This window comes from Burkholderia sp. MR1-5-21 (assembly GCF_053427715.1).
Genome location: NZ_JBSAXD010000038.1, coordinates 59,176 through 83,887 on the forward strand (window position 1 = coordinate 59,176; position 24,712 = coordinate 83,887).

General features: G+C 67.2%; 20 protein-coding genes. 16 read left to right on the forward strand and 4 right to left on the reverse strand.

The window, feature by feature from the left end:
- Positions 1-126: 126 nt before the first annotated feature.
- The 10 genes from ACV229_RS35030 (at position 127) to ACV229_RS35075 (ending at position 12,916) form a co-directional block, all read left to right on the forward strand.
- Positions 127-726, forward strand: a complete 600-nt coding sequence (locus ACV229_RS35030; protein WP_448087649.1) for a TetR/AcrR family transcriptional regulator — start codon at positions 127-129, stop codon at positions 724-726.
- A 57-nt stretch (positions 727-783) separates the two neighbouring features.
- A complete protein-coding gene (locus ACV229_RS35035) occupies positions 784-2,571 on the forward strand; it encodes an acyl-CoA dehydrogenase C-terminal domain-containing protein (RefSeq protein ID WP_448087650.1) in 1,788 nt (595 codons plus the stop codon).
- 113 nt (positions 2,572-2,684) lie between these two features.
- Positions 2,685-5,120 (forward strand): 3-hydroxyacyl-CoA dehydrogenase/enoyl-CoA hydratase family protein, encoded by a 2,436-nt coding sequence (locus ACV229_RS35040; RefSeq protein ID WP_448087651.1) that lies wholly within the window; start codon positions 2,685-2,687, stop codon positions 5,118-5,120.
- Positions 5,121-5,146: 26 nt separating this feature from the next.
- Entirely contained in the window at positions 5,147-6,346 is a 1,200-nt protein-coding gene (locus tag ACV229_RS35045) for an acetyl-CoA C-acyltransferase (protein WP_448087652.1), read from the forward strand.
- 91 nt (positions 6,347-6,437) lie between these two features.
- Complete coding sequence (locus ACV229_RS35050) at positions 6,438-7,205, forward strand: enoyl-CoA hydratase (protein WP_448087653.1); 768 nt, start codon at positions 6,438-6,440, stop codon at positions 7,203-7,205.
- A 568-nt stretch (positions 7,206-7,773) separates the two neighbouring features.
- Complete coding sequence (gene cyoA / locus ACV229_RS35055) at positions 7,774-8,664, forward strand: ubiquinol oxidase subunit II (RefSeq protein WP_448087654.1); 891 nt, start codon at positions 7,774-7,776, stop codon at positions 8,662-8,664.
- 3 nt (positions 8,665-8,667) lie between these two features.
- Complete coding sequence (gene cyoB, locus ACV229_RS35060; protein WP_448087655.1) at positions 8,668-10,680, forward strand: cytochrome o ubiquinol oxidase subunit I; 2,013 nt, start codon at positions 8,668-8,670, stop codon at positions 10,678-10,680.
- Positions 10,680-11,291: a cytochrome o ubiquinol oxidase subunit III gene (gene cyoC / locus ACV229_RS35065; RefSeq protein ID WP_448087656.1), complete on the forward strand. Its 612-nt coding sequence runs from the start codon at positions 10,680-10,682 to the stop codon at positions 11,289-11,291. The genes cyoB and cyoC overlap by 1 nt, the downstream gene beginning before the upstream one ends.
- A complete protein-coding gene (gene cyoD, locus ACV229_RS35070; protein ID WP_448087657.1) occupies positions 11,292-11,624 on the forward strand; it encodes a cytochrome o ubiquinol oxidase subunit IV in 333 nt (110 codons plus the stop codon).
- A gap of 116 nt (positions 11,625-11,740) precedes the next feature.
- The gene (locus tag ACV229_RS35075; RefSeq protein ID WP_448087658.1) at positions 11,741-12,916 is read left to right on the forward strand and encodes a fatty acid desaturase; all 1,176 of its coding nucleotides are present in this window, start codon (positions 11,741-11,743) and stop codon (positions 12,914-12,916) included.
- Here the strand turns inward: ACV229_RS35075 and fdhD are convergent.
- Positions 12,901-13,749 (reverse strand): formate dehydrogenase accessory sulfurtransferase FdhD, encoded by an 849-nt coding sequence (gene fdhD / locus ACV229_RS35080; protein WP_448087659.1) that lies wholly within the window; start codon positions 13,747-13,749, stop codon positions 12,901-12,903. The genes ACV229_RS35075 and fdhD overlap by 16 nt on opposite strands.
- A 123-nt stretch (positions 13,750-13,872) precedes the next feature.
- On the opposite strand from fdhD, the gene ACV229_RS35085 reads away from it, so the two are divergent.
- Positions 13,873-14,355, forward strand: coding sequence for a nitrate reductase associated protein (locus ACV229_RS35085; RefSeq protein ID WP_448077198.1), 483 nt, complete (start codon positions 13,873-13,875; stop codon positions 14,353-14,355).
- 88 nt (positions 14,356-14,443) lie between these two features.
- On the opposite strand, the gene ACV229_RS35090 is transcribed toward ACV229_RS35085, so the two are convergent.
- Positions 14,444-14,839: an acyl-CoA thioesterase gene (locus ACV229_RS35090; protein WP_448087660.1), complete on the reverse strand. Its 396-nt coding sequence runs from the start codon at positions 14,837-14,839 to the stop codon at positions 14,444-14,446.
- Positions 14,840-15,012: 173 nt separating this feature from the next.
- Between ACV229_RS35090 and ACV229_RS35095 the strand changes: the two genes are divergently transcribed.
- Entirely contained in the window at positions 15,013-16,884 is a 1,872-nt protein-coding gene (locus tag ACV229_RS35095; protein ID WP_448087661.1) for an ABCB family ABC transporter ATP-binding protein/permease, read from the forward strand.
- Between the two features lie 91 nt (positions 16,885-16,975).
- Here ACV229_RS35095 and murU read toward each other — a convergent pair whose 3' ends face one another.
- A complete protein-coding gene (gene murU / locus ACV229_RS35100) occupies positions 16,976-17,692 on the reverse strand; it encodes an N-acetylmuramate alpha-1-phosphate uridylyltransferase MurU (RefSeq protein WP_448087662.1) in 717 nt (238 codons plus the stop codon).
- A gap of 11 nt (positions 17,693-17,703) precedes the next feature.
- Complete coding sequence (locus tag ACV229_RS35105) at positions 17,704-18,750, reverse strand: aminoglycoside phosphotransferase family protein (RefSeq protein WP_448087663.1); 1,047 nt, start codon at positions 18,748-18,750, stop codon at positions 17,704-17,706.
- Positions 18,751-18,964: 214 nt separating this feature from the next.
- Here ACV229_RS35105 and ACV229_RS35110 point away from each other — a divergent pair, with 214 nt between their 5' ends.
- From ACV229_RS35110 to rsmA, 4 genes are all read left to right on the forward strand, one after another.
- Positions 18,965-21,325, forward strand: coding sequence for an LPS-assembly protein LptD (locus ACV229_RS35110; RefSeq protein ID WP_448087664.1), 2,361 nt, complete (start codon positions 18,965-18,967; stop codon positions 21,323-21,325).
- A gap of 74 nt (positions 21,326-21,399) precedes the next feature.
- The gene (locus ACV229_RS35115) at positions 21,400-22,758 is read left to right on the forward strand and encodes a peptidylprolyl isomerase (protein ID WP_448087665.1); all 1,359 of its coding nucleotides are present in this window, start codon (positions 21,400-21,402) and stop codon (positions 22,756-22,758) included.
- An 11-nt stretch (positions 22,759-22,769) separates the two neighbouring features.
- Entirely contained in the window at positions 22,770-23,768 is a 999-nt protein-coding gene (pdxA, locus tag ACV229_RS35120; RefSeq protein ID WP_448087666.1) for a 4-hydroxythreonine-4-phosphate dehydrogenase PdxA, read from the forward strand.
- A gap of 38 nt (positions 23,769-23,806) precedes the next feature.
- The gene (gene rsmA / locus ACV229_RS35125) at positions 23,807-24,634 is read left to right on the forward strand and encodes a 16S rRNA (adenine(1518)-N(6)/adenine(1519)-N(6))-dimethyltransferase RsmA (RefSeq protein ID WP_448087667.1); all 828 of its coding nucleotides are present in this window, start codon (positions 23,807-23,809) and stop codon (positions 24,632-24,634) included.
- The last annotated feature ends 78 nt before the right edge of the window (positions 24,635-24,712 follow it).

Below are 24,712 nucleotides of genomic sequence, written 5' to 3' on the forward strand. Positions count from 1 at the left end.
CGCGCAAAATAGCGGTTCGGTTAGACACCAGTTTCTAATAATTTCCTTGTTTCGCGGACGGTCGCACTCAATAATAGTACGGCCGTTCGATTTTATTCGAACCCCCGAACGGTGACAGAAAAAGCTATGCGAAAAGGCGAACAGACGCGTGCCGCGATACTTGAAGCTGCTTTGGACCTCGCCAGCCGTGACGGGCTGGAGGGGCTGACGATCGGCCTTCTGGCCGAGCGCATGCAGATGAGCAAGAGCGGCGTGTTCGCGCACTTCGGATCGCGCGAGGACTTGCAGGTGGAAGTCGTGCGCGAGTATCACCATCGTTTCGAAAACGAGGTGTTTTTTCCGAGTCTGCGCGAGCCGCGCGGTCTGCCGCGTCTGCGGGCGATGCTGGCGCGCTGGATCGAGAAGCGTATCCAGGAGGTGACGACCGGGTGCATCTACATCAGCGGCGCCGTCGAGTACGACGACCGGCCGGACAGCCCCGTGCGCGAGCAGTTGATCGCGAGCGTGACCGCCTGGCGTGCCGCGTTGCTGCGCGCCATTTCGCAGGCGATGGACGAAGGGCACCTGCGTGCGGATACCGATCCGGACCTGATGCTCTTCGAGCTGTACAGCTTCACGCTCGGCCTGCATCACGACGCGCGCTTCCTGCATTTGCCGGATGCGGTGCGTCTCACGTGGGCCGCGCTGGAAAAGACGATCGTTTCGTATCAGAGCGAGAGCCGTTAGCGGCGCGTGATCCGCCCGCCAGGAGCTCGAGCCGTTTGCCCACCTTTGGAGAGAGTCATGGGACAGTACGCCGCGCCGCTGCGCGACATGCAATTCGTGTTGCACGAGCTTCTGAACGTCGAAGCCGAGGTCAAGCAAATGCCGCGGCACGCGGACCTCGACGCCGACACGATCAACCAGGTCCTCGAAGAAGCGGGCAAGTTCTGCTCCGAGGTGCTGTTCCCGCTGAACCAGGTGGGCGACCGTGAAGGCTGCACGTACGTCGGCGACGGCGTCGTGAAGACCCCGACCGGCTTCAAGGAGGCTTACCAGCAATACGTCGAGGCCGGCTGGCCGGCGCTCGGCTGCGACCCCGACTACGGCGGCCAGGGCCTCCCCGCGTTCGTGAACAACGCGCTCTACGAAATGCTGAACTCCGCGAACCAGGCATGGACGATGTATCCGGGCCTGTCGCACGGCGCCTACGAATGCCTGCACGCGCACGGCGCGCCGGAGCTGCAGAAGGCCTACCTGCCGAAGCTCGTGTCCGGCGAATGGACGGGCACGATGTGCCTGACCGAGCCGCACTGCGGCACCGACCTCGGCATCCTGCGCACCAAGGCCGAACCGAACGGCGACGGCTCGTACTCGATCAGCGGCACGAAGATCTTCATCTCGAGCGGCGAGCACGACATGTCGAAGAACATCATCCACCTCGTGCTCGCGCGCCTGCCGGACGCGCCGCAAGGCACGAAGGGGATCTCGCTGTTCATCGTGCCGAAGTTCATCCCCGACGCATCGGGCGAGCCCGGCGAACGCAACGGTGTCAAGTGCGGCTCGATCGAGCACAAGATGGGCATCCACGGCAACTCGACCTGCGTGATGAACCTCGACAACGCGAAGGGCTGGATGGTCGGCGAGCCGAACAAGGGCCTCAACGCGATGTTCGTGATGATGAACGCCGCGCGTCTCGGCGTCGGCATGCAGGGCCTCGGCCTCACGGAAGTCGCTTACCAGAACTCGCTGACGTACGCGAAGGAGCGCCTGCAGATGCGCTCGCTGACGGGCCCGAAGGCACCGGACAAGCCGGCCGACCCGATCATCGTCCACCCGGACGTGCGCCGCATGCTGCTCACGCAGAAGGCCTACGCGGAAGGCGCGCGCGCGTTCACGTACTGGTCGGCGCTGCAGATCGACAAGGAGCTGTCGCACGGCGACGAAGCGGTGCGCAAGGAAGCGGCCGACCTCGTCGCGCTGCTCACACCGATCATCAAGGCGTTCCTGACCGACAACGCGTTCGAGTGCACGAACCACGCGATGCAGATCTACGGCGGCCACGGCTTCATCTCCGAGTGGGGCATGGAGCAGTACGTGCGCGACGCGCGGATCAACATGATCTACGAAGGCACGAACTCGATCCAGTCGCTCGACCTGCTGGGCCGCAAGGTGCTCGGCGACATGGGCGCGAAGCTGAAGAAGTTCGGCAAGCTCGTGTCGGACTTCGTCGAAGCGGAAGGCGTGAAGCCGGAGATGGGCGAGTTCGTCAACCCGCTCGCGGACATCGGCGACAAGGTGCAGAAGCTGACGATGGAAATCGGCATGAAGGCGATGCAGAACCCGGACGAAGTGGGTGCTGCCGCCGTGCCGTACCTGCGCACCGTCGGTCACCTCGTGTTCTCGTACTTCTGGGCCCGCATGGCGCGCCTTGCGCTCGACAAGGAAGCGTCGGGCGATCCGTTCTACAAGTCGAAGCTCGCGACCGCACGCTTCTATTTCGCGCGTCTGCTGCCCGAGACGGCGTCGACGATCCGCGCCGCGCGCGCCGGCTCGAAGACGATGATGGAAGTCGACGAATCGCTGTTCTGATGTGGCGCCGGGCGGCATGCGCCGCGTGCCGCCCGGCCGGTACGGTTCCTGGTACTCACTTCGCCGCGTAGCTGTCACTTCCCGCGCTACGCGGCATCATCCGGAGACATCCCGTGAGCAATTTCATCATTCGCAAGGTGGCCGTGCTGGGCGCCGGCGTGATGGGCGCGCAGATCGCCGCGCATCTCGTCAACGCGCGCGTGCCCGTGCTGCTGTTCGACCTGCCGGCCAAGGAAGGCCCGAAGAACGCGATCGCGCTGAAGGCGATCGAGAACCTGAAGAAGCTGTCGCCCGCGCCGTTCGGCGTGAAGGAAGACGCGAAGTACCTCGAAGCGGCGAACTATGAGGACGACATCGCGAAGCTCGCCGAGTGCGACGTCGTGATCGAGGCGATCGCCGAACGGATGGACTGGAAGCACGACCTGTACAAGAAGGTCGCACCGCACATCGCGCCGAACGCGATCTTCGCGACCAACACGTCGGGCCTGTCGATCACGAAGCTGTCCGAAGGTTTTTCGGACGAGCTGAAGGCGCGCTTCTGCGGCGTGCACTTCTTCAATCCGCCGCGCTACATGCACCTCGTCGAGCTGATCCCGACCGCGCATACGCGTTCGGAGATCCTCGACCAGCTCGAGACGTTCCTGACGAGCGTCGTCGGCAAGGGCGTCGTGCGCGCGAAGGACACGCCGAACTTCATCGCGAACCGCGTCGGCATCTTCTCGATCCTCGCGGTGATCACCGAGGCCGCGAAGTTCGGCCTGCGTTTCGACGAAGTCGACGACCTGACCGGCAGCCGCCTCGGCCGCGCGAAATCGGCGACGTTCCGCACCGCGGACGTGGTCGGCCTCGACACGATGGCGCACGTGATCAAGACGATGCAGGACAACCTCGCCGACGATCCGTTCTTCCCGGTCTACCAGACGCCTGCCGTGCTCGCCGAGCTGGTGAAGCAGGGCGCGCTCGGCCAGAAGACGGGCGGCGGCTTCTACAAGAAGGAAGGCAAGGCGATCAAGGTGCTCGACGCGAAGACGGGCACCTATGTCGACTCGGGCGCGAAGGCCGACGAGACCGTCGCCCGCATCCTGAAGCGTCCGCCGGCCGAGCGCCTGAAGCTGTTGCGCGAGACGAACCATCCGCACGCGCAGTTCCTGTGGTCGATCTTCCGTGACGTGTTCCACTACATCGGCGTGCATCTCGAGTCGATCGCCGACAACGCGCGCGACGTCGACCTCGCGATCCGCTGGGGCTTCGGCTGGAACGAAGGCCCGTTCGAAGGCTGGCAGGCCGCCGGCTGGAAGCAGGTTGCCGAGTGGGTGCAGGAAGACATCGCGGCCGGCAAGGCGCTCGCGAACGTGCCGCTGCCGTCGTGGGTGCTCGAAGGCCCGGTGGCCGAGAACGGCGGCGTGCATACGGCCGAAGGCTCGTGGGCGCCGGCAGCGGCGCGCTTCGTGCCGCGTTCGGACCTCGCCGTCTACAAGAAGCAGGTGTTCCGCGCGCCGCTCATCGGCGAAGCGGGCGCCGATCCGAAAACCTACGGCAAGACGCTGTTCGAGACCGACTCGGTGCGTGCGTGGGTCGATGATCGCGCGGGCGAAGACGACGTCGTGATCGTGTCGTTCAAGTCGAAGATGAACACGATCGGCCCGGGCGTGATCGACGGTCTCGTGCAGGCGATCGAGCTCGCGGAGAAGGACTACAAGGGTGTCGTGATCTGGCAGCCGACGTCGCTGAAGCTCGGCGCGCCGGGCGGCCCGTTCTCGGCGGGCGCGAACCTCGAAGAGGCGATGCCGGCGTTCATGATGGGGGGCGCTGCGGGCATCGAGCCGTTCGTGAAGAAGTTCCAGGACGGGATGATGCGCGTGAAGTACGCGAACGTGCCGGTCGTCGCAGCCGTGTCGGGCATTGCGCTCGGCGGCGGGTGCGAACTGATGCTGCACAGCGCGAAACGCGTCGTGCACGTCGAGAGCTACATCGGCCTCGTCGAAGTGGGCGTCGGCCTCGTGCCGGCGGGCGGCGGCCTGAAGGAAGCGGCGCTGCGCGCGGCGGATGCCGCTACCGCCGCGAACGCGACCACGGACATCCTGAAGTTCGTCACGAAGTCGTTCGAGAACGCGGCGATGGCGAAGGTGTCGGCGTCGGCGCACGATGCGCGCGCGATGGGCTACGTGAAGCCGTCCGACACGATCGTCTTCAACGTGTTCGAGCTGCTCGACACCGCGAAGAAGGAAGCGCGCGCGCTCGCCGACACCGGCTACCGCGCGCCGTTGAAGGCGAAGGACGTGCCGGTCGCGGGGCGTTCGGCGATCGCGACGATCAAGGCATCGCTCGTCAACATGCGCGACGGCCGCTTCATCAGCGACCACGACTACCTGATCGCGAGCCGCATCGCGGAAGCGGTGTGCGGCGGCGACGTCGAGGCGGGCAGCCTCGTCGACGAGGAATGGCTGCTGGCGCTCGAGCGCCGCGCGTTCGTCGAGCTGCTCGGCACGCAGAAGACGCAGGAACGGATCATGGGCATGTTGCAGACCGGCAAGCCGGTGCGCAACTGAGCGAGCGACAAGGCAAGGAGTCTGAAATGAGCAAACAATTGCAAGACGCATACATCGTCGCCGCCAGCCGCACGCCGATCGGCAAGGCGCCGCGCGGGGCCTTCAAGAACACGCGCCCGGACGAGCTGCTCGTCCACGCGATCAAGTCGGCGATCGCGCAGGTGCCCGGGTTCGACACGAAGCTGATCGAGGACGCGATCATCGGCTGTGCGATTCCGGAAGCCGAGCAGGGCCTGAACGTCGCGCGGATGGGTGCGCTGCTCGCGGGCCTGCCGCAGACGGTCGGCGGCGTGACGGTCAACCGCTTCTGCGCATCGGGCATCACCGCGCTCGCGATGGCGGCGGACCGCATCCGCGTCGGCGAATCGGACGCGCTGCTCGCGGGCGGCTGCGAATCGATGAGCATGGTGCCGATGATGGGCAACAAGCCGTCGATGTCGCCGCACATCTTCGACCGCAGCGAGGACTTCGGCATCGCATACGGGATGGGCCTGACCGCCGAGCGCGTCGCCGACCAGTGGAAGGTGAGCCGCGAGGACCAGGACGCGTTCTCGGTCGAGTCGCACAAGAAGGCGCTCGCCGCGCAGCAGGCCGGCGAGTTCAAGGACGAGATCGCGCCGTACACGATCACCGAGCGCTTCCCGAACCTCGCGACCGGCGCGGTGGACGTGAAGACGCGCGAGATCGCGCTCGACGAAGGCCCGCGCGCGGAAACGTCGCTCGAAGGCCTCGCGAAGCTGCGCGCGGTGTTCGCGAACAAGGGTTCGGTCACGGCCGGCAACAGCTCGCAGACGTCGGACGGCGCAGGTGCGTTGCTCGTCGTGTCGGAGAAGGTGCTCAAGCAGTTCAACCTGACGCCGCTCGCGCGCTTCGTGAGCTTCGCGGTGCGCGGCGTGCCGCCGGAAATCATGGGTATCGGCCCGAAGGAAGCGATTCCGGCCGCGCTGAAGGCCGCCGGCCTGAAGCAGGACGATCTCGACTGGATCGAGTTGAACGAGGCGTTCGCCGCGCAGTCGCTGGCGGTGATTCGCGATCTCGGCCTCGACCCGTCGAAGGTCAACCCGATGGGCGGCGCGATCGCGCTCGGCCATCCGCTCGGCGCGACCGGCGCGATCCGCGCCGCGACCGTCGTGCACGGCCTGCGCCGCCGCAACCTGAAGTACGGGATGGTGACGATGTGCGTCGGCACCGGCATGGGCGCCGCGGGCATCATCGAACGCCTGTAAGCGGGGCGGGACGGTAACGGCGACGGTGCGCGGGCCACGAGCTCGCGCACCGTTTTTTCATTCCGATAGAGGAAAGTCAAAGGAGACGCTTGTGACGGATATCCAGGTGGAACGCGCCAATGGCGTGATGACGATCACGATCGCGCGCCCGGCGAAGAAGAACGCGCTGACGGCGGCGATGTATCAGACGATGGCCGACGCGCTCGGCGAAGCGCAGGAGGACAAGGCGGTCCGCGCGATCCTGCTGCGCGGCAGCGACGGCAATTTCAGCGCGGGGAACGATCTCGAGGACTTCCTGAAGTCGCCGCCGAAGGACGAGACCGCGTCGGTCTTCCAGTTTCTCGCACGCATCAGCAGCGCACAGAAGCCGATCGTCGCCGCGGTGCCGGGCATTGCGATCGGCGTCGGCGTGACGATGCTGCTGCATTGCGATCTCGTATACGCGGCCGATACCGCGACGTTCTCGCTGCCGTTCGCGCAGCTCGGGCTGTGCCCGGAAGCCGGGTCGAGCCTGCTGCTGCCGCGTCTGGCCGGCCATCAGGTCGCGGCCGAGAAGCTGCTGCTCGGCGATGCGTTCGATGCGCTCGAAGCGCACCGGATCGGCATCGTCAATCGCGTGCTGCCGGCCGCCGAGCTCGACGCATTCGCGGCGAAGCAGGCCGCGAAGCTCGCGGCGCTGCCGGCTTCGTCGCTGCGCGTGACGAAGGCGCTGCTGAAGGATGCGGGCGGCATTGACGTCGCCGCGCGGATGGGCGACGAAGCGAAGCATTTCGCCGCGATGCTGCGCGCGCCGGAAGCGCGCGAGGCGATGACGGCGTTCTTCGAGAAGCGCAAGCCGGATTTCCGTCAGTTCGACTGACGCCCGGCAGAAGCGCTTCGCCGCGTCGGATTCCTTCGCGGTCCGAGGCGGCAACGCTCGCTCCCGCGAGCCGCCGACCGCGCGGCCCCCGTTCGGTCTTCACGGCCGACGCGTCATTCGACGCGTCGGCTCCAACCTGCGTCGCTGCGCATTCGCGTGGCGTTCCGCATTCTCCTGGTTCCGGCGGGCGCCGTTCTGCGGCCGAGACCGCACTCGCAACGCGCATCGGTGTCGACGACGGCGTAGCGTGACGCCGCGCGCCGGCGCCCCTCATGTCGCGGTGCAGCGCGGTCATGCTCCCCGTTCCGCCATCGCCGTCCGCTATCCGCAGGACTTGAGCGACGGCCCCGTATCCGTTGCTCCATAAGCCGCCGCGGACAGCCGCGGGCGACGGCATCCCGTCCCGCCTGGGGCGCTTCCCGCTCACCTCGGCAAAGTTTGTCCGCCATCAAGTTGCACTGCGGCAATTTTCCGTACAGTTCGCGCACAGGTCGCCGCGGCCGGAAGCGTCGCGTGATGGCGGCGTGCGGCCAGCAGTTCTTCTCAACGACAATCAGGCGAACGAACAATGATCGGACGAATCACCGGCGGAGCGCGTGCGGCGCCCGCCATTGGGCTGCTGGCGGCACTCGCCGGATGCAGCGACCTTCATGTGCTCGATCCGAAGGGCGCGGTAGGCGTCGCGGAGAAATCGCTGATTGCGACGGCCACGTGGACGATGCTGATCGTCGTCGTGCCGGTGATCCTGCTGACGCTGTACTTCGCGTGGCGCTACCGCGCGTCGAACCGCAGCGCGACGTATGCGCCGGAGTGGTCGCACTCGACCGCGATCGAGGTCGTGATCTGGACCGTGCCGACGCTGATCATCCTGTTCCTCGGCATCCTCACGTGGCGGACGACGCACGAGCTCGACCCGTACAAGCCGCTCGAATCGTCGGTCAAGCCGATCGACGTCGAAGTCGTCGCGCTCGACTGGAAGTGGCTGTTCATCTATCCGGAGCTCGGTATCGCGTCGGTCAACCAGCTCGCGATTCCGGTCGGCACGCCGGTGAATTTCCGCATCACGTCGGACTCGGTGATGAATTCGTTCTTCATCCCGCAGCTCGGCAGCCAGGTCTATGCGATGGCCGGCATGCAGACGCGCCTGCACCTGATCGCCGACGAGGCGGGCACCTACGCGGGTGTGTCCGCCAACTACAGCGGCCGCGGCTTCTCCGACATGAAGTTCCGCACGCTCGCCGAGCCGCGCGAGCAGTTCGACGCGTGGGTGCAGAAGGTGAAGGCGTCGTCCGACCGGCTCGACATGACCGCGTACGGCACGGTCGCGCAGCCGAGCGAGAAGGCGCCCGTGCGCTACTTCTCGTCGGTCGATCCGAAGCTCTTCCACAACATCATCGCGAAATACAACAACGGCCACGTCCTCGACCCGAAGGACGCCGCCTGCACGACGAAGGGGTAACGCATGTTCGGCAAACTGACACTCTCGGCGATCCCGTTCGATCAGCCCATCATCATGGGGGCGAGCGCCTTCATGGGGCTCGTCGTGCTGGGCATTCTCGCCGCGCTGACGGCCACCGGCCGGTGGAAATGGCTGTGGAGCGAATGGCTGACGTCGGTCGATCACAAGAAGATCGGCGTGATGTACCTGGTCGTCGCGGTGCTGATGCTGCTGCGCGGCTTTGCGGACGCAGTGATGATGCGGCTGCAGCTCGCGCTCGCGTACAACGGCCCCGGCTACCTGCCGCCGCACCACTACGACCAGGTCTTCACAGCGCACGGCGTGATCATGATCTTCTTCATGGCGATGGCGCTGCTGGTCGCGTTCTTCAACCTGATCGTGCCGCTGCAGATCGGCGCGCGCGATGTCGCGTTCCCGTTCCTGAACTCGCTGAGCTTCTGGATGACGGCGGTCGCCGCGATCCTGATGAACATCTCGCTCGTGATCGGCGAGTTCGCGCAGACGGGCTGGCTCGCGTATCCGCCGCTGTCGGAGCTGCAGTTCAGCCCGGGCGTCGGGGTCGACTACTACCTGTGGGCGCTGCAGATCTCGGGCGTCGGCACGCTGATCACGTCGATCAACTTCTTCGTGACGATCATCAAGATGCGCGCGCCGGGCATGACGCTGATGAAGATGCCGGTGTTCACGTGGACCGCGCTGTGCTCGAACGTGCTGATCATGGCCACGTTCCCGATCCTGACGGTCGCGCTCGCGCTGCTGGGTCTCGATCGCTACCTCGACATGCACTTCTTCACGAACGATGCCGGCGGCAACGCGATGCTGTACCTGAACCTGATCTGGGCGTGGGGGCATCCGGAGGTGTACATCCTCGTGCTGCCCGCGTTCGGCATCTATTCGGAAGTCATCGCCACGTTCGCGAAGAAGCCGCTGTTCGGCTACAAGACGATGGTCTATGCATCGTGCGTGATCATGGTGCTCGCGTTCCTCGTGTGGCTGCATCACTTCTTCACGATGGGTTCGGGCGCCGACGTCAACGCGTTCTTCGGGATCATGACGATGGTCATCGCGATTCCGACCGGCGTGAAGATCTTCAACTGGCTGTTCACGATGTACCGCGGGCGCGTCGAGTTCACGGTGCCGGTGCTGTGGACGATCGGCTTCATGGTGACGTTCACGCTCGGCGGCATGACGGGCGTGATGCTGGCGATTCCCGGCGCGGACTTCGTGCTGCACAACAGCCTGTTCCTGATTGCGCACTTCCATAACACGATCATCGGCGGCGTCGTGTTCGGCTATTTCGCGGGCGTCCATTTCTGGTTCCCGAAGGTGTTCGGCTTCAAGCTCGACGAGAAGCAAGGCAAGCGCGCGTTCTGGTGCTGGCTCACCGGCTTCTACGTCGCGTTCGTGCCGCTGTACGTGCTCGGCTTCATGGGCATGACGCGCCGCCTGAACCACTACGACAACCCGGCGTGGCATCCGTGGCTGGTCGCCGCCGCGTTCGGCGTGGCGCTGATCGCGCTCGGCGTGGTGTTCCAGGTCGCATCGGTGTGGGTCGGCTGGCGCAACCGCGCGCAGTCGCAGTATCGCGACGTGACGGGTGACCCGTGGAACGGCCGCACACTCGAATGGGCGACGTCGTCGCCGCCGGCCGTCTACAACTTCGCGGTGATTCCGGACGTGCACGAACTCGACGAGCTCGCGTATCGCAAGGCGAAGGGCCTCGGCATCGGGCTCGGCAAGAACGTCACGTACCAGGACATCCACATGCCGTCCAATACGAGCGCCGGCCTGTTCGTCGGCGTGTTCAGCCTGCTGCTCGGCTTCGCGCTCGTCTGGCACATCTGGTGGCTCGCGATCGCGTCGCTCGTCGGCATCGTCGCGACGGTGGTGCTGTACAGCGCGCAGGACAACGAAGGCTATTACATTCCGGCGGATACCGTCCGCAAGATCGAGGAACAACGCGCAGGCGTGCGGATGCGCGCGCCGTCGCCGGAAGCCGAACTGGAGGCGAACTGATGTCGTATCAATCTCTCACGGGCGCCGCCCGTCATCCGGCGGCGCACCACCATCCGCCGTCGCATTCGGTGTTCGGCTTCTGGCTGTACCTGATGACCGACTGCGTGATCTTCGCGTCGCTGTTCGCGACGTTCGCGGTGCTCGGCCACCAGTTCGCGGGCGGCCCGACCGCGAAGGACCTGTTCGACATTCCGGGCGTCGCGCTCGAGACGGCGGCGCTGCTGCTGTCGAGCATCACGTACGGCTTCGCGATGCTCGGCGCGCAGCGCCGCCGGCGCGGCACGGTGTTCGTCTGGCTCGCGGTGACGTTCGTGCTCGGCGTCGCGTTCCTCGCGATGGAACTGCGCGAGTTCTCGCACCTGATCGCGGAAGGCGCGGGCCCGCAGCGCAGCGCATTCCTGTCAGCGTTCTTCGCGCTCGTCGGCACGCACGGGCTGCACGTGGCGGTCGGCCTCTTGTGGATGGTCGTGCTCGTTGTGCAGATCGCGGGGGGGCCCGGCATGACGGAGCGCGACTTCCGGCGCCTCACCTGCCTGAGCCTCTTCTGGCACTTCCTCGACATCGTCTGGATCTGCGTGTTCTCCTTCGTCTATCTCGCGAGCGTGATCTAAATGGCCCATTCGGAACTCATCCACCACGATGACGCGCACGGCACGGCCGGCGGCTACATCGCCGGTTTCGTGCTGTCGGTGCTGCTGACGGCCGCGTCGTTCGGCCTCGTGATGGGCGGCGTGCTGCCGCCGAAGACGGCGATCATCGCGCTCGCGGTGCTCGCATTCGCGCAGATCGTCGTGCATCTCGTCTGCTTCCTGCACATGAACACGTCGTCCAGCCAGCGCTGGAACGTGATGGCGTTCAGCTACACCGTGCTCACCGCGCTGATCCTGATCTTCGGCACGCTGTGGGTGATGCACAACGTCAGCATGAACATGATGTCGCGGTAACCGGTCGCCCTGGCCGGTCGCCCTTGCCGGTCGCCCGCTGCATGCATTCGCGCCGTGCGTCGTTGCACGGCTCTTCTTCTTTCCGGGGGCGTGCGATTCGCGCGCCTTTCTGCATCATGGTCAACAACGATTCCCAGACCCCGGTTCGCGCCGACGAGCCGATCCCGCATCGCAAGGTCATCCGCGCGTGGCTCGTGCCGTTCGCCACGCGCGAGATCGTGCGCCCGACCCTGCTGCTCGTGCTCGATTACCTGCTGCTGTTCGCGGCGTTCGCCGGCGCGCTGCTGATTCCGTCGATCGTCGGCAGGATCGTCTGCGGGATGGCCGCCGGGTTCATCATCGGGCGGCTCTTCATCATCGGGCACGACGCGTGCCATCAGAGCCTGACACCCGATCGGCGGCTGAACCGCTGGCTCGGCCGCATCGCGTTCCTGCCGTCGCTGACGCCGTACAGCCTGTGGGAAGTCGGGCACAACGTCGTGCACCACGGCTATACGAACCTGAAGGGCTTCGATTTCGTGTGGGCGCCCCATACGCCGGCGGAATTCGCCGCGCTGTCGCCGGCGCGCCGCTTGCTGGATCGCGTCTACCGAAGCGGCTGGGCGCCGGGGCTCTACTATCTCGTCGAGATCTGGTGGCTCCGGATGTATTTCCCGACCAGCACCTATATCGGTGCGTCGCGGCCCGTGTTCCGGCGCGACTGCCTGCTGGTGACCGGATTCGCGGCCGTGTGGATCGCCGCCGTCGTCTGGATGGCGATCGCGACCCGGCAACCCGTCGCGCTGCTGCTCGCAACCGCCGTGCTCGTGCCGTTCCTGTTCTGGTGCTCGATGATCGGGTTCGTCGTGTATGTCCACCATACCGATCCGCGCATCGCGTGGCACGCGAACCGCGCGGAATGGTCGAATGCCGCACCGTTCGTGTCGACCACGTTGCACCTGACGTTCCCGTTCGGTATCGGCGGCCTGCTGCACCACATCATGGAGCACACCGCGCATCACGTCGACATGAGTGTGCCGCTGTACCGGCTCAAGCCCGCGCAGGCGAAGCTGGAGGACATGCTGCCCGGGCGGATCGTCGTGCAGCGCTTCAGCTGGCGCTGGTACTTCGACACGGCCCGCCGCTGCAAGCTCTACGACACCGACCGCAAGCTGTGGACGGACTACCGCGGGAACCGGACGAGCGACGCGGCATGCGAGGCGCTCCCGCCGGCCGCCGCCGACGAACTGCCGGCAGCCGTTCCCGAACCGGCGGGCACGGCGCCCGCCGCGAGCGCTCACGCGGCGCCGTAATCCACGTGGCCGGACGCGCGGCAGAAGCTGACGAGCCGCAGGCCGGCCTGCTGCGCGATCGCGATCGCGAGCGACGACGGCGCCGAGATCGTCGCGACCATCGGCATGCCGACGCGCGCGGCCTTGCGGACCAGCTCGTAACTCGCGCGGCTCGACAGGAACACGAAGCCGTCGGTCGTGTCCGCGCGCGCAAGCACGAGCGAGCCGATCAGCTTGTCGAGCGCGTTGTGGCGGCCGACATCTTCGAACGCCACGCGGATCGCGCCTGTTGCGTCGCACCATGCGGCCGCGTGCAGGCCGCCCGTCAGCTTCGTCAGCGCCTGATGGGCGGGCAGCTCGCCGGCGGCGCGCGCGAGCGCGTCGGGCGCGAGGCGGGCGAGGAAACCCGTGTCGGGCACGCGTTCCGGCGCGAGGTCGAGCAGGTCGATGCTTTCGATCCCGCACACGCCGCAGCCGGTGCGCCCGGCGAGCGCGCGCCGCTTGTCCTTCAGCGCGGCGAACGCCTGCTGCACGACTTCCAGGTGGACTTCGGCGTACGGCAGCGGCGCGTCGGCGTGCAGGACCACCTCGATGTCCTTGATGTCGCTGCCGCGCGCGACGATGCCTTCCGAAATCGCAAAGCCGACCGCGAACGCCTCCAAGTCGCGCGGCGTGCACATCATCACCGCGTGCGAGATGCCGTTGAAGACGAGCGCGACCGGCCATTCCTGGCCGACGTGGTCGATCGCCGTCGCGACGGCGCCGCCGCGCGTGCGGCGCACGGCCAGGTCGATCGCGCCCCGCGGTTCGGCATGCAGTTCGTCTCGCAGTTCGTCTGTGTTGGTCGGATTCACCGAGACTCCCGTTGGTTTGACGCGCGTGCGGGGACGGACGACGATCGCGCCGCCGTGCGCACGCAGAGGTTCTAAAATACCTCAGGCAGGCCGGCCGCGCCGGCATCCGCCAAGGTAACGACCATGGGACTCAGCGACGCACCGTTGCTTTTCAATTTCGAACGCGAATCGTCGGAAAATTTCACGTACATCCCGATGATCGTGCGCTTCAATCTCGACCGCTTCGGCTTGCGGATCTCGCTCGAGCAGTGGCAGTTGCTGCCGCTCGAGGATCGCAAGCTGCTCGCGCGCTTTCCGGCCGACGAGGACACCGCGATCGAACCCAATTTCGACCACGCGCTGTTCGAGATGCTGCGCACGCACGCCGATCTCGAACCGAGCTGGTTCCAGCCGGACGACCGGCCGACCTGGCGCAGCACCGAGCGGGTGCCGGACGCGCTGGTGCAGCAGAGCTTGCTGGCGGGGCTGCCGGCGCCCGATGTCGCGCAATGGCAGCGGCTCGCGCCGTTCCAGCGCTACGTGCTGGTGAAATTGTCCCGCAAGCCGAAGCTGAACCACGATTTCGTGCCGGCGATGCGGGAATTCGGGCTGACGGCCACGCACTGACCGGGCACCCGGGCGGGGAATCCGGCAACAGTGCCCCCGGCGGCCCGGCCGCCGGACGCTTGCGGGCCGAGTCGGGCCCGCGCAGACGTCACTCGAGCGCCGGGAGCGGCCGCGGCTTGCGGTCCGGGCCGGTCGCGACGTAGGTGAGCGTCGCTTCGGTTACCTTCACGACTTCGCCCGCGATGCGCATGCGCTGCGCATAGACCTCGACGTCGACCGTGACCGACGTGTTGCCGGTGCGCGTGACGGTTGCGTAGAAGCTCAGCAGGTCGCCGACGAACACCGGCTGCTTGAACACGAACGAATTGACCGCGACGGTCGCGACCCGGCCGTTCGCGCGCTGGCTCGCGGGAATCGAGCCGGCGATGTCGACCTGCGACATGATCCAGCCGCCGAACACGTCGCCGTGGACGTTGGCATCGGACGGCTGCGGCACGACGCGCAGCGCGGGTTGTTTTTGAAGGGCGAGCGGGGTGTCGGTCATGGTGTAGGCTTTCATCCTGTAATAAACGCGCCCGTCCGCGCCGGCGGCCGGCGAGGCCACGGACAGCGGCGCGAACCGGCTTCTGCGACAATACAACGTTCGCAAATTGTACGAGAAAGCGGGCGCACCGGCCGTCGAGGCGTCCGGCCCGCACTGCTGCCGACCTGTTCCCCATGCGCCGATTTCCCGCTTCCGGCGAGCCCGCGCCGCTTCACACCGGGCCTCGCAACGACTGGCAGACGATCCGCTCGCTGCTGCCTTACCTGGCGACCTACAAATGGCGCGTGGCGCTCGCGCTCGGCTGCCTGATCGGCGCGAAGGTCGCGAACCTCGGCGTGCCGGTCGTGATGAAGCGCATCGTCGACCATCTCGCGTCGGTCCAGCATCTGACCGCGCTCGGCCGCGCCGATCAGTCGGCCGGGATCATCCTCGCGGGCGGCGTCGGGCTGCTCGTGGTCGCGTATGCGCTCGTGCGGCTGTCGACGTCGATGTTCACCGAGCTGCGCGAGATCCTGTTCTCGAAAGTGACGGAGAGCGCGGTGCGCCGGCTTGCGCTGCAGGTGTTCCGGCACCTGCACGGGCTGTCGCTGCGGTTCCATCTCGAACGGCAGACGGGCGGCATGTCGCGCGACATCGAGCGCGGCACGCGCGGCATCCAGCAGCTGATTTCGTACTCGCTGTACAGCATCCTGCCGACGCTCGTCGAAGTCGGCCTCGTGCTCGGCTTCTTCGTCGTCAAGTACGAGGCGTACTACGCGTACGTGACGTTCGCCGCGCTGGTCACGTACATCGTGTTCACCGTGAAGGTCACCAACTGGCGCACGCACTTCCGCCGCACGATGAACGAGCTCGATTCGCGCGCGAATTCCCGCGCGATCGATTCGCTGATCAACTACGAGACGGTCAAGTACTTCGGCAACGAGGACTGGGAGGCGCAGCGCTACGACGAAAACCTGAAGCGCTACCGCAAGGCCGCGATCCGTTCGCAGAACTCGCTGTCGGTGCTGAATTTCGGCCAGCAGGCGATCATCGGCACCGGGCTCGTGTTCATCCTGTGGCGCGCGACGCAGGGCGTGCTCGCCGGCAAGCTGACGCTCGGCGATCTCGTGCTGATCAACACGTTCATGCTGCAGCTGTACATTCCGCTGAACTTCCTCGGCGTCGTGTATCGCGAACTGAAGCAGAGCCTCACCGACATGGACCGGATGTTCGGGCTGCTGTCCGCGCCGAAGGAAGTCGCGGACGCGCCCGATGCGCCGGCGCTTGCCGTCGCGGGCGCGCAGGTGCGTTTCGAGCACGTGAATTTCGCGTACGAAGCGTCGCGGCCGATCCTGCACGACGTCACGTTCACGATCGACGCGGGCACGACGACCGCGGTGGTCGGCCACAGCGGCTCGGGCAAGTCGACGCTGTCGCGCCTGCTGTTCCGCTTCTACGATCTCGACCGGCAGGCGGGCGGCGCGATCCGCATCGACGGGCAGGACATCCGCGACGTCACGCAGGATTCGCTGCGCGCATCGATCGGCATCGTGCCGCAGGACACCGTGCTGTTCAACGATTCGATTTACTACAACATCGCGTACGGGCGGCCGACCGCGACCCGCGACGAGGTGATCGCGGCCGCGCGCGCCGCGCATATCCACGAGTTCATCGAAAGCCTGCCGAAGGGTTATGACACGCCGGTCGGCGAGCGCGGCCTCAAGCTGTCGGGCGGCGAGAAGCAGCGCGTCGCGATCGCGCGCACGCTGCTGAAGAACCCGCCGATCCTGCTGTTCGACGAGGCGACGTCGGCGCTCGATTCGCGCTCGGAGCGCGCGATCCAGCACGAGCTCGAGCAGATCGCGCGGCATCGCACGACGCTCGTGATCGCGCACCGGCTGTCGACGGTCGTGCATGCGCAGCAGATCCTCGTGATGGATCACGGGCGGATCGTCGAGCGTGGCACGCACGACGCGCTGGTGCGCGCGGACGGGCTGTATGCGCAGATGTGGGCGCTGCAGCAGCAGCGCGCGGCGGCAGGCGGCGAGGAGGCCGAGGAGGTCTGAGCGTGGTGGCCGGGCGCTGACGAAGCCGCGCCGCACGGAACGCGTGGCGGCGGTGCACGCGAGGCGGCGCCCATGCGCCGCCGGTTTCAGGTCAGCGCGCGCCGCGCAGCCGTGCGTCGAGCTCGCCGAGCTGCGCAGGCGTGCCGACGTTTTCCCAGATCCCTTCGTACAGTTCGCCGCTCGCGCGGCCGGCTTCGATCGTCGCGCGGAAGTACGGCGTCAGCGCGCGCCGCGTGCCGGGCGCGAGGTCGTGGAACATCCGTGTGTCGTAGAGGCCGATGCTGCCGAACGTGACCCGCGTGGCGCCGTCGAGCGACAGCCGGCCGTCGTCCAGTGCGAAGTCGCCCGACGGGTGGAACGTCGGGTTCGGCACCATCACGAGATGCATTGCCGGTGCGTCGAGCGCCGCCATCCGCGCCGCGTGCGCGGCGAGGGTCCGGTAGTCGAATTCGCAGAACACGTCGCCTGCCACCGCGACGAAGACCGTCGGCCGGCCGTCGCGTTCGAGCAGCGGCAGCGCCTGTGCGATCCCGCCGGCCGTTTCGAGTGCTTCGCCTTCGGCCGAATAGACGAGCCGCACGCCCCAGCGCGCGCCGTCGCCGAGCGCGGCTTCGAGCGCAACGCCCAGCCACGCATGGTTGATCACGATCGTCTCGATGCCCGCCTGCGCGAGCCGCTCGATCTGCCACACGATCAGCGGCTTGCCGCCCGCTTCGAGCAGCGGTTTCGGGCAGGTGTCGGTGAGCGGGCGCATCCGTTCGCCGCGCCCGGCGGCGAAGATCATCGCCGTGGTGAGGGTTGGACTCATCTTCGGAGCGTTCAGAACGTATAGCCGACGTCGGCCGCCGTGCCTTCGAGCTCGTCGAGCAGCTTCGCGAACGGCACGAGCGGGCGGTAGCGGAGCGCGACCTTGCGCGCATAGGTCAGGAAGCGCGGCAGGTCCGCGAGGTAATGCGGCTTGCCGTCGCGGTAGTTGATCCGCGCGAACAGGCCGAGGATCTTGATGTGGCGCTGCAGGCCCATCCATTCGAGCTGGCGATAGAACTCGCCGAAATCGGGATCGACCGGCAGGCCGGCCTTCTTCGCCTTCTCCCAGTAGTACGCGAAGCAGTCGAGCTCGAATTCCTCGTCCCAGCTGATGAACGCGTCGCGCAGCAGCGACACGACGTCGTAGGTCAGCGGCCCTTCAACCGCGTCCTGGAAGTCGAGCACGCCCGGGTTCGGCTCGCAGACCATCAGGTTGCGCGGCATGAAATCGCGCAGCATGAAGCCCTGCGGCTGCGCGCGGGCGCTCGCGATCAGCAGCGCGAACGTGCGCTCGAGCGTGCCGCGCATCGCGTCGCCGACCGTCTGGCCGAGGTACCGGCCGATGTACCACTCGGGCATCAGCTCCATCTCGCGGCGCAGGAACGCGTCGTCGAACGGCGGCAGCACGCCGGGCGCCGAACTCAGCTGGAAGCGGATCAGCGCGTCGAGCGCGGCGCGCATCAGCGGCCGCGCGGCGAGCGGGTCGGCCGGGTCGAGCACCGAGATGTACGATGTCCGGCCGAGATCCGTCACGAGCATGAAGCCGGCGTCGAAATCGTGGGCCAGCACCTGCGGCACGTGGACGTCCGCGTCGGCGAGCAACTGCGCGACCTGGACGAATTCCCGGCACTTTTCGGGCGGCGGCGCGTCGACGGCGATCAGCGAGCCGCCGGGCTGCGACGCCGATGCGACGCGGAAGTAGCGGCGGAAGCTGGCGTCCGAGGACGCGGGCGCGAGGGTGGCGAGGTCGAGCGCAAAGCGCTCGGCGAGCGGGCGCAGCCAGGCGGTGAGTGCGTCGAGGCGGGCGTCGGCGTGAGATGCGGCAGATGGGGGCGTCATGAAACTCGCGGGAGGGGGGAACGTCTTGCCATATAATACCCCACGACTTTTTTGACGCGCCCCGCGTCAGCTTCCGCCGCGCAGGCCCGCCGCCTGCCGCGCCGTTCGCCCGATCGCCTTCCCTGGTTTGCGCTTCGCCGCAGTCATGGTCCGATTGCGCGGGCCGCGATGCGCGAAGGCACGGGTTGACGAGGGGCGATTCGCCAAACGATAGATGCCGCCCAAACCGCTATTCCCGAATGTTTTCCCCGGTGACGGGGCGCCGCGCAAGCGGCGGCTCGCGCTCGCGCTGCTGGCCGTGCCCGGCCTCATGCCGGCCGTGTCGCACGCGCAGCTGGCGGGCGCGGCCGCGCAGCCGCAGCCGCTCGACTCGCCGTGGGATCTGCGTCTCGCGCCCCAGCTCGACGAGCATCCGCTGAAGGACGGCTCGAAGCCGGCCACCTTCGTGATCGCCGATCATACGAGCGGCACGGCCGACCAGGACCTGGCCGCGAAGGGCTCCGCCGAACTCCGCCGCGGCGACGCGGTCGTGAAGGCCGACGCGATCCACTACGACCAGGACACGGACATGGCCGACGCGTACGGCCAGGTCAGGGTGGTCAACGGCGGCACGTCGTTCGCGGGCCCCGAGGCGCACCTGAAGGTCGAGGCGAACCAGGGCTTCATGACGGCGCCGAAGTACCACTTCAACGTGACGGGCGGCTCTGGCAGCGCGGAGCGCGTCGACCTGCTCGACAGCGAGCGCTCGGTCTTCGTCAAGGGCACCTACACCGCGTGCCAGTGCGCGACGGACCCGGCGTGGTACATCAAGGGCAGCCGCTTCGATTTCGACACCGGCGCCGACGAAGGCACGGCGCGCAACGGCGTGCTGTTCTTCCAGGGCGTGCCGATCTTCGCGAGCCCGTGGCTCACGTTCCCGCTGTCGGGCGAACGGCGCAGCGGCCTGTTGCCGCCGACGTTCTCGATGAACTCGAACAACGGGTTCGAGCTGTCGCTGCCGTACTACTTCAACATCGCGCCGAATCGCGACCTGACGATCACGCCGCGCATCATCTCGAAGCGCGGGGTGCAGACCGAGGCGACGTTCCGCTATCTGTCGCCGACGTATTCGGGCACGTTTACCGCCAATTACCTGCCGCACGACGCGCTCGCGAAACGCGACCGCTACGCGATCTACTGGCAGCACCAGCAGAACTTCGGCAACGGCTTCGGCGGCTACGTCTATTACAACAAGGTCTCGGACAACACGTTCCCGGAAGACCTTGGGTCGATGAACCAGTTCGTCAACGGCACGCAGACGCTGTATCAGCAGGAAGCGGGCCTGACGTACAACAACGGCCCGTGGTCGGTGCTCGCGCGCTACCAGCACTGGCAGACGCTGCCGCCGTCGATCGCGCCGTACAGCCGTGAGCCGCAGTTGAACGTGAAGTACACGAAGTACAACGTCGGCGGCTTCGACTTCGGCGCGGAAGCCGACTATTCGCGCTTTCGCATCACGACAGCCGATTCGACGGAAGGCGACCGGATCGTTCTCAACCCGTACATCGCGTACGGCGTCTACGGCCCCGGCTACTTCGCGGTGCCGAAGGTCCAGTACCATTTCGCGTCGTACGACCTGAACCACCTGTCGTCGAGCACGCCGAACAACCCGAAGCACTTCACCGAATCGGTCCCGACCGTCAGCTTTGACTCCGGCCTGATCTTCGACCGCTCGGTGCACCTGTTCGGCCAGGATTTCATCCAGACGCTCGAGCCGCGCCTGTACTACGTGTACACGCCTTACCGCAACCAGTCGAGCGCGCCGCTGTTCGACACCGCGGAATCGGACTTCGGGCTCGCGGAGATCTACCAGCCGAACACGTTCGTCGGCAACGACCGGATCGCCGATGCGAACCGCATCACGGCCGGGCTGACGTCGCGCTTCATCGATCCGCGCACCGGCGACGAGCGCGCGCGCTTCGTGGTCGCGCAGCAGTACTACTTCGCGGACCAGCGCGTGACGCTGAACTCGGGCCAGGCCGCGTCGCAGGCGCGGCACTCGGACCTGATCGCGGGCGCCGCGCTCAAGCTGGGCGCCGGTTTCCAGTCGGAGACCGCGTTCCAGTACAACCAGAACAACAACCAGCTCGTGAAGTCGAGCATCGGCTTCGGCTACAGCCCCGACGTGCGCAAGGTGATCAACGTCGGCTACCGCTATACGCGCGCGAACACGACGCTCGACGGCCAGCCGATCAACCAGTTCCTGATCTCCGCGCAATGGCCGCTGACCCGCCGCCTGTATGCGATCGGCCGCTTCAACTACGACATCGCCGGCGACCGGGTGGTCGACGGCCTGCTCGGCTTACAATACGACGCGGATTGCTGGGCGCTCGGGGTCGGGATCCAGCGGTACGCGAACGGTGTGAACTCGTCGGGACAGCAGAATTCCTCGACGCGGTTCATGGCGCAGCTCACGCTGAAGGGGCTGTCGAGCATCGACAACGGTCTCGTGTCCGCGTTCCGCGCCGGGGTGGCGGGCTATACGCCGCTGCCGCCCGCACCGCCGCCGTTGTCCCGCTTCAGCAACTACGAGTAACGCCGGGGCGCCCGCGAGCGGCAGAGCAGGCGCCCGCACCGGATGAGCCCGATTTCAATGGAGTATCAGTGGCAATGAAGAAAACCCTTCGCTTCGCGGCAGTCGTGTCCAGCCTCGCCGCGTCCGCCGCGCTGCTCGCCGCCGCGCCGGCTGCGGCGCAGGCGCTCGGTTCGCAAGGCGCGCAGCTCACCGACGAAGTCGTCGCGGTCGTCAACAACGACGTGATCACGGGCCGCGAACTCGACCAGCGCGTCGGCCTGATCTCGCGCCGGCTGCAGCAGCAGAACGCGCCGGTGCCGGCGCTCGACCAGCTGCGCGCGCAGGTGCTGAACCAGATGGTGCTCGAGCGCATCCAGGTGCAGAAGGCCAAGGACGACGGGATCCGCGTCGACGACGCGCAGGTGCAGACGACGCTGCAGCGGCTCGCGCAGGCGAACGGCATGACGCTCGACCAGTACCGCTCGCGGCTCGAGGCGCAAGGCGTGCCGTGGAGCGTCTTCACGAGCGACGCGCGCACCGAGCTGACGCTGTCGAAGCTGCGCGAGCGCGAGGTCGACGGCAAGATCACCGTGTCGGACGCCGAGGTCGCGAACTACATCGCGAGCCAGCGCGGGCCGAACGCGTCGCAGCAGCAGGACCTGCGCTTCCAGCACATCTTCATCAAGGCGCCGACCAACGCGCCGCAGCAGGACATCGAGGCCGCGCAGGCGAAGGCCGATGCACTGCTGAAGCAGGCGCTGTCGGGCAGCGATTTCGAGCGGCTCGCGAAGAACAACTCGGAGGCGAACGACGCGAAGAAGGGCGGCGACCTCGGCTTCAAGGCGCCGGGCGCGCTGCCTTCCGAAGTCGTCGACGCCGCGTCGAAGCTGCGCCCGGGCCAGGTCAATCCGACGGTGATCCGCGTGCCTGACGGCTTCGAGATCGTGCGCCTCGTCGACCGCCGCCAGAGCCAGGGCACGTCGGCCGCCGCGCCGAAGATCGTGCAGACGCACGTGCGCCACATCCTGCTGCGCGTCGGCGAAGGCAAGTCCGAAGGCCAGGCGCGCCAGCAGCTGCTCGACATCCGCAATCAGATCGCGGCCGGCGGCGACTTCGCGAAGTTCGCCCGCACCTATTCGCAGGACGGTTCCGCGTCGCAGGGCGGCGATCTCGGCTGGATCAGCCCGGGCGAGACCGTGCCGGAATTCGAGCGTGCGATGAACAACCTGCAGGACGGCCAGGTCAGCACCCCGGTGCGCACCGAGTACGGCTACCACCTGATCCAGGTGCTCGGCCGTCGCGACGCGGAAGGCTCGGTGCAGCAGCAGATGGACATCGCGCGTCAGGCGATCGGCCAGCGCAAGGCCGAGCAGGCGTATGCCGACTGGCTGCGCGAGCTGCGCGATTCGTCGTACGTGCAGTACAAGATCGGCGGCTTCGGCCAGCAAAACTGAGCGAGCCGCCGATGACGACGCCCGCGCTGCCCGCGTTACATATCGCGATCACGACCGGCGAGCCCGCGGGCGTCGGCCCGGAGCTGACCGTGCAGGCGCTGCGTGACGCCGGCCAGCGCTGGCCCGACGCGCGCTTTACCGTGCTCGGCGACGCGGCGCTGCTCGCCGAGCGTGCGGCGGCAGTCGGTGCGGATTGGGCGGCGCTTGCCGCCGGCGGGCAGGTTGCCGTCGGGCACCACGCGCTCGCCGCGCCAGCGCGCGCGGGCGAGCTGAACGCGGCGAACGGCCGCTACGTGCTCGGGTTGCTCGACGCGGCGATCGACGGCGCGCTCGCGCGCGAATTCGATGCGATCGTCACCGCGCCGTTGCAGAAGAGCACGATCAACGACGCGGGCGTTCCGTTCACCGGCCATACCGAATACCTGGCTGAGCGCACCGGCACGCCGCGCGTCGTGATGATGCTGGCCGGCACCGGCGACAAACCGCTGCGCGTCGCGCTCGCGACCACGCACCTGCCGCTGAAGGACGTGTCGGCCGCACTGACGGTCGACGGGCTGCTCGAGACGCTCGCGATCGTCGATCACGACCTGCGGCGCGACTTCGGGCTTGCCGCGCCGCGCATCCTCGTGACGGGCCTGAACCCGCACGCCGGCGAGAACGGCTATCTCGGCCGCGAGGAAATTGACGTGATCGCGCCTGCGCTTGCGCGCGCGAACGCGCAGGGCATCGACGCGCGCGGCCCGTATCCGGCCGACACGCTGTTCCAGCCGCGCTACCTCGCCGATGCGGACTGCGTGCTCGCGATGTTCCACGACCAGGGCCTGCCGGTGCTCAAGTACGCGACGTTCGGCGAGGGCATCAACGTCACGCTTGGCCTGCCGATCATCCGCACGTCGGTCGATCACGGCACCGCGCTCGACCTCGCCGGCACCGGCCGCGCCGATCCGGGCAGCATGGTCGCCGCGCTCGACACGGCCGTCACGATGGCGCGCCATCGCCGCGCGGCCTGACGACTCCTTTCATCGCGTTTTTTCGTTTTTTTCAGTCGATGTCGAACAGCAGACAGCACCAGGGCCATTTCGCGCGCAAGCGCTTCGGGCAGAACTTCCTCGTCGATCACGGCGTGATCGACTCGATCGTCGCGGCGATCGGTCCGGCGCGCGGCCAGCGGATGGTCGAGATCGGGCCGGGCCTCGGCGCGCTGACCGGGCCGCTGATCGAACGTCTGGCAACGCCCGAGTCGCCGCTGCATGCGGTCGAGCTCGACCGGGACCTGATCGGCCGGCTGCAGCAGCGTTTCGGCCCGCTGCTCGAACTGCATGCGGGCGACGCGCTCGCGTTCGACTTCCGCACGCTCGCCGTGCCCGGCGACAAGCCGACGCTGCGCATCGTCGGCAACCTGCCGTACAACATTTCGAGTCCGCTGCTGTTTCACCTGATGACGTTCGCCGACGCGGTCGTCGACCAGCATTTCATGCTGCAGAACGAAGTGGTCGAGCGGATGGTCGCCGAGCCGGGCACGAAGGCGTTCTCGCGCCTGTCGGTGATGCTCCAGTACCGCTACGTGATGGACAAGCTGATCGACGTGCCGCCCGAATCGTTCCAGCCGCCGCCGAAGGTCGATTCGGCGATCGTGCGGATGATCCCGTACGAGCTGCACGAACTGCCGGACGTCGATCCCGTGCTGCTCGGCGAGGTCGTCACGGCCGCGTTCTCGCAGCGCCGCAAGATGCTGCGCAATACGCTTGGCGAGTATCGCGACACGATCGATTTCGACGCGCTCGGCTTCGATCTCGCACGCCGGGCGGAAGACGTGAGCGTGGCCGAGTATGTCGGCGTCGCGCAGGCGCTTGCCGCCGCACGGCAGGCCGGATGACGCGCGCGCCGCTGTTGCGGCGTTGACGCCGGATTGCTCTCCGCGCATCGAGGGCTGCCCTGAGGGGCAGCCTTTTTC

What these genes read in the sequence shown, in the direction of transcription:
- ACV229_RS35030 (WP_448087649.1), top strand. Translation starts at nt 127, where the DNA reads ATGCGAAAAGGCGAACAGACGCGTGCCGCGATACTTGAAGCTGCTTTG.
- ACV229_RS35085 (WP_448077198.1), top strand. Translation starts at nt 13,873, where the DNA reads ATGGGACTCAGCGACGCACCGTTGCTTTTCAATTTCGAACGCGAATCG.
- ACV229_RS35035 (WP_448087650.1), top strand. Translation starts at nt 784, where the DNA reads ATGGGACAGTACGCCGCGCCGCTGCGCGACATGCAATTCGTGTTGCAC.
- cyoA (WP_448087654.1), top strand. Translation starts at nt 7,774, where the DNA reads ATGATCGGACGAATCACCGGCGGAGCGCGTGCGGCGCCCGCCATTGGG.
- cyoC (WP_448087656.1), top strand. Translation starts at nt 10,680, where the DNA reads ATGTCGTATCAATCTCTCACGGGCGCCGCCCGTCATCCGGCGGCGCAC.
- ACV229_RS35075 (WP_448087658.1), top strand. Translation starts at nt 11,741, where the DNA reads ATGGTCAACAACGATTCCCAGACCCCGGTTCGCGCCGACGAGCCGATC.
- ACV229_RS35045 (WP_448087652.1), top strand. Translation starts at nt 5,147, where the DNA reads ATGAGCAAACAATTGCAAGACGCATACATCGTCGCCGCCAGCCGCACG.
- ACV229_RS35110 (WP_448087664.1), top strand. Translation starts at nt 18,965, where the DNA reads ATGCCGCCCAAACCGCTATTCCCGAATGTTTTCCCCGGTGACGGGGCG.
- rsmA (WP_448087667.1), top strand. Translation starts at nt 23,807, where the DNA reads ATGTCGAACAGCAGACAGCACCAGGGCCATTTCGCGCGCAAGCGCTTC.
- ACV229_RS35090 (WP_448087660.1), bottom strand. Translation starts at nt 14,839, where the DNA reads ATGACCGACACCCCGCTCGCCCTTCAAAAACAACCCGCGCTGCGCGTC.
- ACV229_RS35095 (WP_448087661.1), top strand. Translation starts at nt 15,013, where the DNA reads ATGCGCCGATTTCCCGCTTCCGGCGAGCCCGCGCCGCTTCACACCGGG.
- cyoB (WP_448087655.1), top strand. Translation starts at nt 8,668, where the DNA reads ATGTTCGGCAAACTGACACTCTCGGCGATCCCGTTCGATCAGCCCATC.
- cyoD (WP_448087657.1), top strand. Translation starts at nt 11,292, where the DNA reads ATGGCCCATTCGGAACTCATCCACCACGATGACGCGCACGGCACGGCC.
- ACV229_RS35115 (WP_448087665.1), top strand. Translation starts at nt 21,400, where the DNA reads ATGAAGAAAACCCTTCGCTTCGCGGCAGTCGTGTCCAGCCTCGCCGCG.
- ACV229_RS35105 (WP_448087663.1), bottom strand. Translation starts at nt 18,750, where the DNA reads ATGACGCCCCCATCTGCCGCATCTCACGCCGACGCCCGCCTCGACGCA.
- murU (WP_448087662.1), bottom strand. Translation starts at nt 17,692, where the DNA reads ATGAGTCCAACCCTCACCACGGCGATGATCTTCGCCGCCGGGCGCGGC.
- pdxA (WP_448087666.1), top strand. Translation starts at nt 22,770, where the DNA reads ATGACGACGCCCGCGCTGCCCGCGTTACATATCGCGATCACGACCGGC.